Source organism: Eubacterium sp. ER2 (assembly GCF_000765215.1).
Lineage (GTDB): Bacteria > Bacillota > Clostridia > Lachnospirales > Lachnospiraceae > Claveliimonas > Claveliimonas intestinigallinarum.
On record NZ_JPJE01000001.1, the window covers coordinates 54,003 to 67,565 of the forward strand.

The following is a 13,563-nucleotide window of genomic DNA, read 5'->3' on the forward strand; positions in this document are numbered from 1 at the left end:
TGTTTTCCATTATACTATTTTCTGCTCTGCCATGTCCAGAGTCTCCTGTGCTGTTCTGCGGGCAATATCCTTTGCCGCCCTTCTGGCAAATACAAGGCTCTCCAGCAGGGAGTTGCTGGCCAGCCGGTTGGCCCCGTGGACTCCGTTGCAGCTCGTCTCCCCCGCCGCGTAGAGACAGGGCATGGATGTGCGGCTCTCACTGTCCACCCAGATACCGCCCATAAAATAGTGCTGGGCCGGCACCACGGGAATCCTCTCCCTTGTCACATCATACCCCTCCTCCAGGCAATGGCGGTAAATATTGGGGAAATGGCTCAGGATCTTCTCCCTGGGAATGGGGGCCATAGACAGCCACACATGATCCGTCCCGTCCTTTTCCATCTGCTTTTGGATCGCCTCCGTCACCACGTCCCTGGGAAGCAGCTCATCCACAAATCTCTCTCCGTCCCGGTTCAGCAGCCAGGCTCCCTCTCCCCTCACTGACTCGGAGATGAGAAACCTGCGTCCCGGCTTCCTGGAGTAGAGTGTAGTGGGATGGATCTGAACATAGTCCAGGTGCTCCAGACGGATACCATGCTTTTTCGCAATGTCGATGGCGTCCCCGGTCAGGTGGGGAAAATTAGTGGAATGCCTGTATCTGCCGCCAATGCCTCCGCTTGCCAGAATCGTGAATGGCGCCCGTATGGCGATCCTCTCCTCGCCCTTCCTCGCGAGAACCCCCGTGCAGCGTCCCTTCTCTTCTATAATATCTGTCATCTCCGTATACTCATACAGCGTGACATTCTCCAGCTTTCTCACCTGATCCAGGAGATGGCTCGTGATCTCCTTCCCCGTGATATCCTCGTGGAAGAGAATTCTGGGCCTGGAGTGGGCCCCCTCCCTTGTGTAGGCGAACCCACCGTTGCTGTCCTTCGCAAATTCCACGCCGTACCCAACTAACTCCCTGATGATCTGGCGGGAACCGCGGATCATAATATCCACAGACTCCCTCCGGTTCTCGTAGTGTCCGGCCCGCATAGTGTCCTCAAAATAACTGTCGTAGTCCTCCTCGTCCCGGAGCACACATATCCCGCCCTGTGCCAGGAAAGAATCGCTGCTCTCCAGGTCAGCCTTCGTGATCATGACAATATTCAGATTCCGGGGCAGGCTGAGGGCGGCAAAAAGTCCCGCCACGCCGGTTCCCACGATCACTGTGTCCGCATGTATCTTCATGCTCTTTGCACCTCCTTTTATCTTATTTCGCCGCCAGGTCCATCATCCTCTCAAGAGGCTTTGCGGCCTGGCTGGCAGAGCTTTCTTCCACATGGATCTCATTGTTTCCCGTCCTCAGCACATCTCTGATCTTCTCCAGGGTGATAGTCTTCATATCCTCGCAGACAGGCTCTGTATCAGGAAAATAAAATGTCTTGCCCGGATTTTTCCGCTCCAGCTCCCACCGAACCCCGCTCTCTGTGCAGACGATGAACTCTCTGGAAGGGCTGTCCTGGGCATACCTGATGATCCCAGAGGTGCTTCCTACATAGTCTGCCATGTCACAGATGGCAGCGGGACATTCCGGGTGGACAAGAGTCAGCGCCTCCGGGTGCTGCCGCCTTGCCCTCTCTATCTCCCGAACCTTCATGCTTTCATGGACGGGACAAAAGCCGTCGTTGAAGACAAAGTGCTTTTCCGGCACCTGCCGGGCCACGAACCGGGCCAGATTTCTGTCCGGAATAAAGAAGATATGCCTGTTGGGCAGCTCTCGCACGATCTGTACCGCATTGGCCGAGGTAACGCACACATCGGAATGTCTTTTCAGCTCTGCCGTGGAGTTGATGTAGCACACTACCGCCAGGTCATCGTATGTATCCCGCATTTTCTGAATAGTCTCCGGATCCGCCATGTGGGCCATGGCGCAGTCCGCCGACACCTCCGGCATGAGCACCACCTTCTCCGGGTTCAGGATCTTGGCGCTCTCCCCCATGAAAAACACGCCGGCAAAGACAATCACCCGGCAGGTCAGCTTTTCTGCTGTCCGGCTCAGATAAAAGGAATCCCCTGTATAGTCGGCAATCTCCTGTACCTCCGGCCGCACGTAATAGTGGGCCAGAATCACCGCGTCCTTTTCTTTTTTTAATTGATTGATCTCCTCTTTGATATCCATATCATTTTCTCCTTTTTAACACGAACTTTCCCCATTATACCACTGTTATTTACATGTGACAAGACACATGTATTTACAAATATGCGAGAGTAAGATTACATATAAGGCCTTGCGTCCCCGTAATCTGTATGCTATACTGTTTAGGTTGTTAATAGTTTACCATGATAAAGTAGTAGAGGAGAAAAGTACATGAAGAAAATCGCATTTATCGGAAGCAGCGGAGGCAATCTCTTTAAACAGGGCGGGAATGACATCCAGGGCATGATGAAGGAGATCCTTCTCCAGACAAGGGCCGCCCAGATGGAGGTGGCCGCCGTGCAGTATATACTGGCCTCCTCCAGTCTGGACACAGCAGGGCAGGACAGCCCCGCAAAGCTGTACACCTGGAGGGACGGGGAGCTGTATCTGGAAAAGGAGGGCACCCTCTCCCAGATCAACGACGCCGCCCTGGAGGTGGACGCCCGCATCGCCCAGATGGTACGTGAAGGGCAGATCGACGGCGTCATGTTCGTCAGCGCGGAGCCTGACAGGATCAACCACCTCGCTTTCCAGGCCGCCATAGAGGCCCAGCTTCCCCTGGCCGGCACCGGCGGCAGCTCTGTGGCAAAGGTGCAGAGCATGGGCGGAAAGGTCCTGTCTGCCTCCGGCACCACCGGGACCACCAACCGGACGAGAGCCGTGGCCTTCACCACCGCCTTCGCCAGGGAGTGGGGCATCCGCTACCGCCCCGTCATCGGAAAGACCGGGGCCCAGGCCGCGGAAAATCTCCAGACCAATATATGGAAGCGGATCAATTTCCGGGGCATCATGATGACAAGTCTCCCCGCCTTCATCGCCATGGCCCTCTGCCTTGCCATCAGCCGCATCCCGGTCCTGACGGACCTGTCCAATGTGTTTGACACGCTGGTTGCCTCCATCCCTGTAGTCATCTGTGCCATAGCCGCCAAACAGGTGTCAGGCCTGGACGAGGTAGGCGTAGTGGCCGGCATTGTCTCCGGCGTGCTGGCTGTGGACGGCGGCATCATCGGCGGACTCATTGTGGGTATCGTGGCCGGCGTTTTCTCCTATTACATAAGCATTTTCTGCTTTCGCCACAACATTCCCGGTACAACGGCAAATATCGCCGCAGGCGGGCTGGGCGGACTGGCCGCGGGCCTCATCGGCATGTATCTCATATCGCCTGTTGCCCTCTGGCTTGGCAATCTGATCTGCGACGCCATCAACGCGGCCATTGACATCAACCCGGTGCTTGCGGGGGCCCTGGCCGGCGTGCTCATCTGGCCGGCTATCATCGGAGGCGTGTACCACGCAGCCATCCTGCCTATCGTTCTTCTGGAGATGGAGGAGGCCGGCTTCAGCTTCCTGGGCGCTATCGACATGACAGGGCTTGTCATGGTGTCAGCTGGCATCACACTGGCCAATGTGCTCTTCCCCAAGGACAAAGGGCAGGCTGCGGCAGCCCTTCCCGGCTTCCTTGTAAATGTGTGCTTCGGCACCTTCGTGGAGGCCGCCTATCCCTTCATGTTCTCCAGCCGGATCGTCTTTGGCGGAGCGCTCATAAGCGCCTGCGTCTCCGGAGCCCTGGTGGGACTTTTTAACGTCAGGGGAACCGCCTATGTGCCTTCCGTGGTGGCGCCAGCCATGGCCAACGAGGGGCACGGACTCCAGTTTCTGATCTGTATGCTGGTGGCTGCGGTCCTGGCCTTTATCATCACCTCCCTGGCCAACGTAAGGGAGAAGAAAAAAGCATAAATCTCAGGCAGCGCTTCCGGAAGGCGGCGCTGCTTTTCTTGACAACGGAAGAGCCCGCTCCTATAATAAAAAAAGCATGCGGCTTTTGGATAAGCTGCAGCTGTGGAACATTCGGATTTTATTAATCAAAGCAGGTGCATACAATTGATGAATTACAAGAGCGGGGGATCTGTCCCCAAAGCAAACAAAAAAGTGCAGACTCTGACTATGTGCGGCCTTTTTACCGCCCTGGTGGCCATCGGAGCGTTTATCCAGATCACGATCCCCGTACAACCGCTTCCCATGCACTTCACACTCCAGTTTTATTTTGCTCTCCTGGCAGGATTTATCCTGGGCGGGAAGCACGGCAGCCTGAGCGTGGGGATCTATCTTCTCCTGGGGCTCTGCGGCGTGCCCATCTTTGCCTCCGGAGGCGGCCCCTCCTATCTGCTGCGGCCCACCTTTGGCTTTCTCCTGGGCTTCCTGTTCACGGCCGCGATCGTGGGCTGGCTGACGGAACGGTTTCACCCCAGGCACATTTTTTCCTATCTGGCCGTCTCCATGGCGGGCTTTGCGGTGATGTACCTGTCCGGTAATCTGTACTATTACGTTGTCAGCAACTATGTGCTGGACACTCCCGTCCCGTGGAGCGTTGTGATCTTCAACTGTTTTATACTGACCGCGTCGGGAGATTTTCTCCTCTGTGTTCTCGCGTCCCTGACGGCGCGGCGGCTCATTCCGATCATAAGCAGGGTTCTCTCTTGATCAAGAAAGAGACTTCCGACTGGAGAAGACAGGAAAGCAGTGAAACCCAATGACAGAAATCCCTGTACCAAAAAAAGAGATACGGCAGGAGATAAAATCCGCCGTATCTCTATTTTTTTGAGAACAGATGCTTCAAAAATACGTACATGACAATGACAAAGGCGATAAGGTAGCCGAAGGCCCCCAGCGCGGGGATGCCCCAGATCTTTGGCCTCATGTCTGTGGTACAGATGATGCTGGAGCTGATGAGAAGGGCCATGACCCACAGGCCCATGACAATATTCTGCACCATCCTCCGAAGAAGCCTGGCAAGCTCCGGCGAGGCGTGCAGATCCAGGTTCACCTTTGTCTGCCCCTTCAGATATCCCTGCACCGCGTCCGAGACGAGGACCGGAATGTCCAGGGCTCTCTGCACCGCCCGGTACAGCGTCTTCCCGCCGCTTTTCAGCTCCTTTTTCCAGTCAAAATTCTTGACAATATTTGCCTTGATGCGGCCCGCGGCGATCTCCACCATATTGATCTCCGGGGCAATATCGGCCAGCACTCCCTCCATGTGAGTCAGGCCCCTGGCCAGCATAGTCAGTCCGTGGGGCATGATGATCCGGTTCTCCTTCATGACCTCCATCAGATCCATCATGACCTCCGCCACATCGATATCCCCCATATCCACAGTGCCGTACTTGGCCAGAAGATTGCTGATATCCTCGTAAAGCCGGCTCGGATCCGGATTTTCCTTGAACTCTCCCAGGGCCATGACAGCCTCCTGGATCAGTCCCACGTCGTTCACGGCCACGCCCCGGACAGCCTTGGCGATGAGCTCTCTGTCCCGCTCCGTGAGCCGACCCATCATGCCCATGTCGATCCAGATGATCTTGCCATCCCGGATCCGCAGGTTCCCGGGATGGGGATCCGCGTGGAAAAATCCGTCCTCTATCACCTGCTTCATGTAGTTGTCCGCCAGGCGGCTTCCCACTTCCTTCAGGTCATAGCCGTTTTCCACCAGCTTCTCCTTCTCGTCTATGCCAAAGCCGTCGATGTACTCCATGACAAGCACGTGGATGGTCGTGTACTCCTGGTACAGCACAGGAAAGCCCACATAGGCGATGCCCTCGTTTTTCCGGGCAAACTCCTCCATATTGGCGGCCTCTGTGAGAAAATTCATCTCCTCCCGGGTCACATCCCACAGCTCTCCCAAGACCATATCCAGATCCACCATGCCCTTGATGCTCACCGGCGGGAGAAGCCTCACCGCCTTTCTAAGAAGGGAGATGTCCCTGGCCATGATGCCGTAGATCCCCTTCCTCTGCACCTTGATAACCACAGGGGAGCCGTCCTTTAAGACCGCCCTGTGCACCTGGGCGATGGAGGCGGATCCCAGCGGCTTCTCGCTGATCTCCCGGAAAATGGCGCCCCAAGGGCAGCCGTAGGACTCGTCCAGCACCTCCGACACCTCCGAGAAGGGCATGGGCTTTACGTCCGAGCGGAGCTTCATCAGCTCGTCGCAGTACCGCTTTGGAAGGATATCTGAGTGCATGGACATGATCTGCCCGATTTTTATAAAGGTGGGGCCCAGATCCTCCAGTATCATCCGCAGCTTCTCCGGCGTCAGCCCCTTGGTGATCTCGTATTTGTGCAGGACAGACGTCATCTCCCTAAGACGGCTCTTGTACTGCCCCGCCTCCCTGTCGTCAGACTCCTGTCTACTCATGGGCCTTATCTTCCTCCGGTCCGCCGGCCTCCTCCTGGTCGGTCTCCTCCTCTTCTCCGTCCGCCTCAGCCTCCATGGCCTGGATGCGGGCCTTCAGAGCCTCGATCTGCTCCGGCGACATGCGATCCAGAAGCGCGTCCAGCTCCTCCGGCGTGGACGCCTTCACGGACACATTGACCTTCTCCTTCATGGTCTTCTTGATATTGTGCTTGAGTTCCTCGTTCAGGGCCTTCCCCTGCTCCACGGTCAGCTCACCCTTTTTCACCATATCGTCCAGTACTTCTTTGGACTTCTCCGTCGTCACTGCCACGGCTCCGATGCCTGCCAGCAGAAGTTTTTTGATGCCGTCTCCAAAGTTTTCCATAGAAATCTCTCCCTTCACTATATCTGTCTTACTTATCCTGTTCTTCTCCGCCGTTTTGCCCTTCTCTTAGCCCAGCAGTCCCAGAAGGAACTGCCAGCCCTTTGGGATAAAGATGATGAGGCCCGCCGCTGCCGCCATGATGGAGGCAATCAGCACAGCCCCCGCCGCCGCATCCTTTGCCAGCTTGGCAAGGGGATGCCGCTTCTCCGTCACCAGATCCACCACTGACTCCACAGCCGTGTTCACAAGCTCCAGGGACATGATCAGGCCAAAGAGAACAAAGCAGACGCACCACTCCAGCGCCGATATCTGAAAAAACAGCCCCGCCGCAATGACCAGAGCCATCATACAGCAGTGTATCTTCATGTTTCTCTCTTTTTTTATCACGGCAAAAATGCCCTCAAAGGCATAGCCGAAGCTCCTGTAAAGAGGTGGCTTTTTCTGTCCGCCCATGCTCCTTCCCTCCCGGCAGAGATTTGTCTTCATTATAGCAGAAAACACCAGCTATGACAGCCGTTTTTCCTCAAAAATCTCCACAATGGTCTCCTCTGTGCCCGTCATACCCGGGGAGGCGATCCGGCCCATGTTCCGCATGGTCTCCTCCGGCGTCTTCCCGTTGATGCCGTGGACGTCCGCTATATAGATGCCGTTCATGGCAAACTCCACAGACTTGTACGCCGCGTCCACCGCCGCGATGCCCTTCATGGTGCAGCCCTGGTTCCCGCCGTCGCAGATCATGCCCGTGATGCTGCTGGCCATGTTGTTCAGGGTGTGGGCCATCTCCTCCACAGTGCCGCCCCGCAGCCACACAAGGCCGCAGGCCATGCCCGACCCCGCCGCTATGGCGCACCCGCAGAAGGCGGACAGCCTGCCCGAGTACTCTTTGATGTACATGCACACAAGGTAGGAGAGGGCTGTGGCCCGAAGAAGCTGCTCCTCTGTGTAGCTGTTCACCCGGTAGGCCGCGTAGAGCGGCATGGTGGCGATGATGCCGTGGGCCCCGGAGCCTGTGATGCTCATAGCGGGGGCGTCCAGCCCGATGACCCTGGCCTCGATGGCGCCATTGCACAGAAGGGACGCTGTGGCCTGCTCGTTGTCTGAGATCACCTGCCCTCCATTGAGCTTCAGAAGGTGACGGGCAAAGGTGGTCTTGGAGCTCTCAAGTCCCAGGTGGAAGAGCCTCAGATTGACCTCATAGGCCTCCCGGATGAAGTCCAGCTCCGCGGCGTCCACCTTCTCTATATAGTCTACCAGCTCTGCCAGCGTATACCTGTGGATGGCATGGCCTTCCTCCCCTGCGCCGCTGTCCGCCTGCTCCTCTGTCTCTTCTCCTGCCTTCTCTCCGTCCGTCTCCCCGACCAGCTCCCGCGCCTTCTCGAAGATCGTTTCCCCGTTCACAGTGATCTTCACGATATTGGTGTGGGTGTCCCGTATGGTGACGGCAGCGGTTCCCGCCTCTGTCTCCACGCTGGCCTCGATAAAGATGCGGCTGGAGATGCTGTCAAGGATCGTCTTTACCTTTCCCTCCCGGATCAGCTCCCTGGCCTTCGCATTGTCCTCCTCCGACACGCAGGCCAGACACTCCAGCCCCTTCTTTGGGTCTCCGGCCACTGTCCCGAGAGCCGCTGCGTAGACGCTCCCCACCTGGTCAGTGCCTGGGATGCCGCAGGTGAAAGCATTTTTGTACATGCCGCTGTTCATGGAGACAACGACGCTTTTCACCTCCCCCGGCACACAGCTTCTGGCCTTCGCCGCCGCAAAGGCGATGGCTCCCGGCTCCGTCACTCCGAGAGCCGGCTTCATGTCCTCCCGGATCATCTCTGTCAGTTCATGCATCTGTCCATCCTCCCCTCTGCTTTCAATTCTTTCCCCAGTAGGCTGCCGCGTATTCTTCAGCCTGCTCGGGCGGGACGGAAAACTTCTCCGCCACCTTCTGTCCGGCTGTCTCTTGTGTCTGCCCCAGCTCCCGGCATGTCTCCACCAGGGCCCGTATTCCCTGGAGCCTGCCCCGCTCCACGCCCTGCTCTATTCCCTGTTCCCTGCCAGTATCTACGCCGTTCTGATACAGATCCTCCAACGCCTTGCACATATTGACCCTCGTCTCCTTTCTGTCCTTTCTCACATCTCTCAGAATTTTCTCTGAGTGCAGCAGCTCCCGCAGGGCCTGGTATGTCTCCAGGTCCACGCTCTCAAAGTACTCCCTGTACTGCTCCACGTACTCTCTCAGCTTTTCCGCATCCTGTCTACATTTTAACATGCCGAAAATCACTTGTAAATCCGTGTGGAACCGGCTCACATCCTCCACATTTCCCACGTCGATGAGATTGGAGAGTTCCGTTAAACAGATCCGCGAACCTGTCTCTGTCCTGCAGCCACTGATTGACAGCAACATTTCCTTTTCCCATAGGCTTTTTCTCCTTCCCTATTCTGTTGTCCCGTGGCCGAAACCGCACAAAGATCCCTGCCACGGCTGTTAAAATGGAATTTCCGGCTGAACCAGCCATGAATTCACAGGAAAGTCAGATCTTTCCATGAGTTGATGAACAGAGTATAGCACCTGCGCCGGGAAAGCGCAATATGCCCGGATTATTTTTTCTTCTCCGTTTTGGTCAGCCACAGCACGCAGCCGCCCAGGCCCAGATCTTCATCGCTAAAAACGAGAGAGAAAAAGGCGCCATAAAAAGCAGGCAGCCGGCAAATGGCACAAGAACTGCCCTGTGGATCATGCTTTTTCGCACCAAAAAGGGCGATGTTCCCCCTGTCATGGCCATGATCAGGGAAGTCACTGTACTGCCGGTCCACAGAAACAGGACAGGATACCCTGTAAGTCTCATAAAGAGACTGATGCACGGCATCATATACGTGGTTCGGGCCGCGTCCTCCTCGTACCCGGCAATGACTTGGGAAATCACATACAGCAGCAGAATGACAGCCAGCCTGGCCGCCAGTTCCTCCTGGGACAGTCCTTTTTTCATCCTCTGTTCTCTGATATTCCTGCCAATCTTTGCCATCTTTCTTCCCCCTTCCGTCATAATGCCTGTCTATTTATCTTCATCATAGCCGGTTTCAGCGGAAAAGTCACGCAAAGAACCTTTGCCTGCACTGAGATAGCCAAAAAAAGAGCGGAAGACAATCTTCCACTCTTCTTAATTCCGCTTTATGCAAGCTTTATTTCACAGATGTATTTCTGATGATCTCACGGATTGGAAGCACGCTTCCTGGTGTCACGGACAGCTCGTCCACACCCATCTTCAGGAAGTCCTCCGTCAGTGTGGTGTCCGCTCCAAGCTCTCCGCAGATACCCACCCAGCAGCCGCCCTTGTGTCCGTTCTCCACTGTCATGCGGATCATCTCCAGCACGGCCGGGTGATGGGAGTCGTAGATGTTGTCCAGCTTGGCGTTCTGACGGTCAATAGCCAGCGTGTACTGGGTCAGGTCGTTGGTTCCGATGCTGAAGAAATCTACTTCCTTCGCAAGCTGCTCACTGATGATGACTGCGGCCGGCGTCTCGATCATGATGCCCAGCTCCACATCCCCGTAGGGGATGCCCTTCTCATCCAGCTCCGCCTTGATCTCAGCCACATACTGCTTGGCCTGCTGCACCTCCTTCACGGAGATGATCATGGGGAACATGATGCCGATGTTGCCATATGCGCTGGCACGAAGAAGCGCCCGCAGCTGAGTCTTGAAGATCTCCGGCTGATCCAGGCAGATACGGATGGCCCGGTAGCCCATGGCCGGATTGTCCTCGTGGGCCAGATTGAAGTAGTCCGCCTGCTTGTCCGCACCGATGTCCAGTGTACGGATGATGACCTTCTTTCCGGCCATCGTCTCCGCCACTGTGCGGTAAGCCTGGAACTGCTCCTCCTCTGTCGGGAAGGTGTCCTTCTCAAGGTAGAGGAACTCACTTCTGAAAAGTCCGATGCCGCCCGCATCGTTGGCCAGCACCCTGGCCACATCGCCCACGCTTCCGATGTTGGCGTAGAGACGGATCTTCTTTCCGTCAAGAGTGACATCCTCTTTACCCTTCAGCTGCTGGAGAAGCTCTCGCTGCTTCTTCTCCTCGTCCTTCTTCCCCTGATAGTAGGCCAGCGTCTCCTCGTCCGGATCCACGATCAGCTCGCCCTTCACCCCATCGATGACCGCCATCCTGCCATCCAGCTCCTGGCTTACCGGAATACCGATCAGCGCCGGAATGTTCATGGTCCGGGCCAGGATAGCTGTGTGGGAGTTGGCGGATCCAAGCTCTGTCACAAAGCCAAGGAGCTTGGACTTGTCCATCTGCACGGTCTCACTGGGAGCCAGATCCCTGGCAGCCAGGATCACAGGCTCATCTCCCAGATCTCCTGCTGTATGCCTGCCCTGGAGGATCCCCACTACCCTCTCCGCTATATCCTTGATGTCAGCGGATCTGGCCTTGAAGTACTCATCCTCCATCTGGGCGAACATCATGGAGAAATTGTCCCCGGTGGTGGCCACCGCGTACTCCGCGTTGACCTTCTGGTTCTCGATCATATTTTTGATGGAGTCGTTGAAGTCGTCGTCCTCCAGCATCATGCCGTGCACCTCGAAGATAGCGGCTCCCTGCTCGCCCACCTCCTTCAGCGCCTTCTCATAGAGGGCATTCAGCTGCTCTGAGGCCTGCGCCTTGGCGTCCTCATACCGCTTCCACTCCGCCTCCGGGTCATCTATGCTCTTTCTCTGCACCATCTGCTCTTCCTTGGAATAGTAAAGGATCTTTCCAATGGCAGTTCCTTTCAGTATGGATTTACCCTGATAAGTTTTCATGGCGCACTCCTTTCTTCTTACTTACCTGCTACGCTTTCCGGATCCTATAAGTTCTTCTCCAGAAATTCCTGCATAGCTGCGATAGCCGCGTCCTCATCGGCACCCTCAGCTGTCACTGTAAGCTCTGCGCCCTGCTTTAATCCCATGCCCATGATAGCAAGAAGTTTTCCTGCCTCAGCAGATTTTCCATTTCCGGACAGAGTGATCTTGGACTCAAACTTCTTTGCCTCTTTTACAAGAAGTCCTGCCGGTCTTGCGTGGATCCCCAGTTCGTCCTTGATGGTGTAGTTGAATGTCTTCATTTTGTTTTCTCCTCTCTTACTTATACAAAATCATTGTTTCGTATGGTTTTAAAGCCGCTTCCGTGCCCTTCAGTTCCTGCTCGTCATAGTTTCCGAGCAGACACTCATAGGCCTCCAGGTCCTCTCCTGCATCCCAGCGGACCGGTGTGCCATAGAAATTACCTATCACCAGAAGCTCCTTTCCTCTATAATACCGCTTATAGGCAAAAATGGAAAGATTTTTTTCTGCTTTTGGCTCAAAATCTCCGTACGCGATTATGTCATAGTCTTTTCTCAGCTGTACCAGCTTTTTGTAGAAAGCAAACACGGAGGTCTCGTCCTTCATCTCCGCCTCAGCGTTGATGGTGCTGCAGTTTTTGTTGACCTCTATCCACGGCTTCCCTTCCGTGAAACCGCCGTTCTCGCCGGCCGTCCACTGCATGGGCGTACGGCTGTTGTCCCGGGAGTGGATCTGCAGGATCTGGTAGGCGTTCTCCTCGCTCAGGCCCTTCTCCTGAAGGATGCGGAAATGGTTCAGGCTCTCCACGTCCTTATACTGGGAAATGTCCGTAAACCCGGCGTTTGTCATGCCCAGCTCCTCACCCTGATAGATGTAGGGCGTGCCCCGCAGGCAGTGGATAACAGCGGCCAGCATCTTGGCCGACTCCTTCCAGTACTTCTTCTCGTTTCCAAACCGGGATACCACCCTTGGCTGGTCATGGTTGCACCAGAACACCGCGTTCCAGGCATGGTGCTCTGCCATGTGGGTCTGCCAGTCAAAGAGGATGTTTTTCAGCTTCAGGAAATCAAAGGGCACGATGACCCACTTCTCATTCCCCATAAAATCCACCTTCAGATGATGGAAGCTGAACACCATGGACAGCTCCTTCCCATCCTCGTTAGCATAGTGATAGCAGTTCTCCATAGTGGTGCTGGACATCTCCCCCACGGTAATGATCTCAGCGTCCGTGCCGAAGGTAGCCGCATTGAGCTCCTGCAGGTATTTGTGGATGTTGGGTCCGTCGGTGTAGAAGCGGCGGCCGTCTCCCTCGTAGTCGTCCTCAAACCGATCCTTGCTGATCAGATTGATAACGTCAAAGCGGAAGCCCTTCACGCCCTTGGACATCCAGAATTTCACCACCTTCTGGATCTCTTTTCTCACTTCCTCGTTGTCCCAGTTCAGATCCGGCTGGGACACATCGAAGAGGTGGAGGTAGTACTCGTCAAACTTTTCCACGTACTCCCAGGCGTTTCCACCGAACTTGCTCTCCCAGTTTGTGGGGGGCTCTCCGTTGGCCTTCCCCTTCTTAAAAATGTAGTAATCCTTGTATTTGGGGTCTCCCGCCAGCGCCTTCTGAAACCACTCGTGATGGCTGGAGGTGTGGTTGAAGACCATGTCCAGCATCAGCTTGATGCCCCTCCTGGCGGCCTCCCTGGAGAGCTCCTCAAAGTCCTCCATGGTGCCGTATCTTGGATCAATGTTGTAGTAGTCCTCCACGTCGTAGCCGTTATCGTTCTGGGGGGACACGAAGAAGGGGGTCATCCAGATGTAGTCCACACCCAGCTCCTTGATATAGTCCAGCTTTGCCGTCACGCCCTTCAGGTCGCCCAGCCCGTCGCCGTTTGTGTCGTAAAAGGATTTCGGATAAATCTGATATACAACGCTCTTCTTAAAATCTGCCATCTTACTTTTCCTCCCTATATTGTCAAGTGATTTTCCTTTAAAATAAAGGTTTTTCAAGTTACTATCTCAGATGAATGAGCCATGGAGATGGGCATTTCT

At 55.5% G+C, this 13,563-nt stretch carries 13 protein-coding genes; 2 read left to right on the forward strand and 11 right to left on the reverse strand.

Features of this window, described 5'->3' with window-relative positions; genetic code table 11:
• Positions 1-9: 9 nt before the first annotated feature.
• A complete protein-coding gene (locus tag NI21_RS0100280) occupies positions 10-1,212 on the reverse strand; it encodes an L-aspartate oxidase (protein WP_033124227.1) in 1,203 nt (400 codons plus the stop codon).
• A 22-nt stretch (positions 1,213-1,234) separates the two neighbouring features.
• Positions 1,235-2,143, reverse strand: a complete 909-nt coding sequence (nadA, locus tag NI21_RS0100285) for a quinolinate synthase NadA (protein ID WP_033124228.1) — start codon at positions 2,141-2,143, stop codon at positions 1,235-1,237.
• Between the two features lie 189 nt (positions 2,144-2,332).
• On the opposite strand from nadA, the gene NI21_RS0100290 reads away from it, so the two are divergent.
• Together NI21_RS0100290 and NI21_RS0100295 are read left to right on the forward strand one after the other, a co-directional pair.
• Positions 2,333-3,895 (forward strand): PTS sugar transporter, encoded by a 1,563-nt coding sequence (locus NI21_RS0100290; protein ID WP_033124229.1) that lies wholly within the window; start codon positions 2,333-2,335, stop codon positions 3,893-3,895.
• Between the two features lie 147 nt (positions 3,896-4,042).
• Positions 4,043-4,639, forward strand: a complete 597-nt coding sequence (locus tag NI21_RS0100295) for a biotin transporter BioY (RefSeq protein ID WP_052083727.1) — start codon at positions 4,043-4,045, stop codon at positions 4,637-4,639.
• A 109-nt stretch (positions 4,640-4,748) separates the two neighbouring features.
• Here the strand turns inward: NI21_RS0100295 and NI21_RS0100300 are convergent, their stop codons facing one another.
• The 9 genes from NI21_RS0100300 to treC all read right to left on the reverse strand — a co-directional run bounded on the left by NI21_RS0100300 (position 4,749) and on the right by treC (position 13,464).
• Positions 4,749-6,347, reverse strand: coding sequence for an AarF/ABC1/UbiB kinase family protein (locus NI21_RS0100300; RefSeq protein WP_033124230.1), 1,599 nt, complete (start codon positions 6,345-6,347; stop codon positions 4,749-4,751).
• Positions 6,340-6,711 carry a phasin family protein gene (locus tag NI21_RS0100305; RefSeq protein WP_033124231.1) on the reverse strand — a complete coding sequence of 124 codons (372 nt, stop codon included), beginning with the start codon at positions 6,709-6,711 and terminating at the stop codon, positions 6,340-6,342. Before NI21_RS0100305 ends, NI21_RS0100300 begins: the two co-directional genes overlap by 8 nt.
• Positions 6,712-6,777: 66 nt before the next feature.
• Positions 6,778-7,164, reverse strand: coding sequence for a diacylglycerol kinase family protein (locus tag NI21_RS0100310; protein ID WP_033124256.1), 387 nt, complete (start codon positions 7,162-7,164; stop codon positions 6,778-6,780).
• Positions 7,165-7,215: 51 nt separating this feature from the next.
• Entirely contained in the window at positions 7,216-8,547 is a 1,332-nt protein-coding gene (locus NI21_RS0100315) for a serine dehydratase subunit alpha family protein (RefSeq protein WP_033124232.1), read from the reverse strand.
• A gap of 22 nt (positions 8,548-8,569) precedes the next feature.
• Entirely contained in the window at positions 8,570-9,103 is a 534-nt protein-coding gene (locus tag NI21_RS0100320; protein WP_033124233.1) for a hypothetical protein, read from the reverse strand.
• A 217-nt stretch (positions 9,104-9,320) separates the two neighbouring features.
• Positions 9,321-9,722: a helix-turn-helix domain-containing protein gene (locus NI21_RS0100325; RefSeq protein ID WP_033124234.1), complete on the reverse strand. Its 402-nt coding sequence runs from the start codon at positions 9,720-9,722 to the stop codon at positions 9,321-9,323.
• A gap of 157 nt (positions 9,723-9,879) precedes the next feature.
• On the reverse strand, positions 9,880-11,499 hold the full coding sequence (gene ptsP / locus NI21_RS0100330; RefSeq protein ID WP_033124235.1) for a phosphoenolpyruvate--protein phosphotransferase: 1,620 nt from the start codon (positions 11,497-11,499) through the stop codon (positions 9,880-9,882).
• A gap of 44 nt (positions 11,500-11,543) precedes the next feature.
• Positions 11,544-11,801 (reverse strand): HPr family phosphocarrier protein, encoded by a 258-nt coding sequence (locus NI21_RS0100335; protein ID WP_033124236.1) that lies wholly within the window; start codon positions 11,799-11,801, stop codon positions 11,544-11,546.
• Between the two features lie 16 nt (positions 11,802-11,817).
• Entirely contained in the window at positions 11,818-13,464 is a 1,647-nt protein-coding gene (treC, locus tag NI21_RS0100340) for an alpha,alpha-phosphotrehalase (RefSeq protein WP_033124237.1), read from the reverse strand.
• Positions 13,465-13,563: the final 99 nt, after the last annotated feature.

Bases quoted from the DNA above. Each gene is read 5' to 3' on its own strand.
- NI21_RS0100280 (WP_033124227.1), bottom strand. From the start codon at position 1,212: ATGAAGATACATGCGGACACAGTGATCGTGGGAACCGGCGTGGCGGGA.
- nadA (WP_033124228.1), bottom strand. From the start codon at position 2,143: ATGGATATCAAAGAGGAGATCAATCAATTAAAAAAAGAAAAGGACGCG.
- NI21_RS0100290 (WP_033124229.1), top strand. From the start codon at position 2,333: ATGAAGAAAATCGCATTTATCGGAAGCAGCGGAGGCAATCTCTTTAAA.
- NI21_RS0100295 (WP_052083727.1), top strand. From the start codon at position 4,043: ATGAATTACAAGAGCGGGGGATCTGTCCCCAAAGCAAACAAAAAAGTG.
- NI21_RS0100300 (WP_033124230.1), bottom strand. From the start codon at position 6,347: ATGAGTAGACAGGAGTCTGACGACAGGGAGGCGGGGCAGTACAAGAGC.
- NI21_RS0100305 (WP_033124231.1), bottom strand. From the start codon at position 6,711: ATGGAAAACTTTGGAGACGGCATCAAAAAACTTCTGCTGGCAGGCATC.
- NI21_RS0100310 (WP_033124256.1), bottom strand. From the start codon at position 7,164: ATGGGCGGACAGAAAAAGCCACCTCTTTACAGGAGCTTCGGCTATGCC.
- NI21_RS0100315 (WP_033124232.1), bottom strand. From the start codon at position 8,547: ATGCATGAACTGACAGAGATGATCCGGGAGGACATGAAGCCGGCTCTC.
- NI21_RS0100320 (WP_033124233.1), bottom strand. From the start codon at position 9,103: ATGTTGCTGTCAATCAGTGGCTGCAGGACAGAGACAGGTTCGCGGATC.
- NI21_RS0100325 (WP_033124234.1), bottom strand. From the start codon at position 9,722: ATGGCAAAGATTGGCAGGAATATCAGAGAACAGAGGATGAAAAAAGGA.
- ptsP (WP_033124235.1), bottom strand. From the start codon at position 11,499: ATGAAAACTTATCAGGGTAAATCCATACTGAAAGGAACTGCCATTGGA.
- NI21_RS0100335 (WP_033124236.1), bottom strand. From the start codon at position 11,801: ATGAAGACATTCAACTACACCATCAAGGACGAACTGGGGATCCACGCA.
- treC (WP_033124237.1), bottom strand. From the start codon at position 13,464: ATGGCAGATTTTAAGAAGAGCGTTGTATATCAGATTTATCCGAAATCC.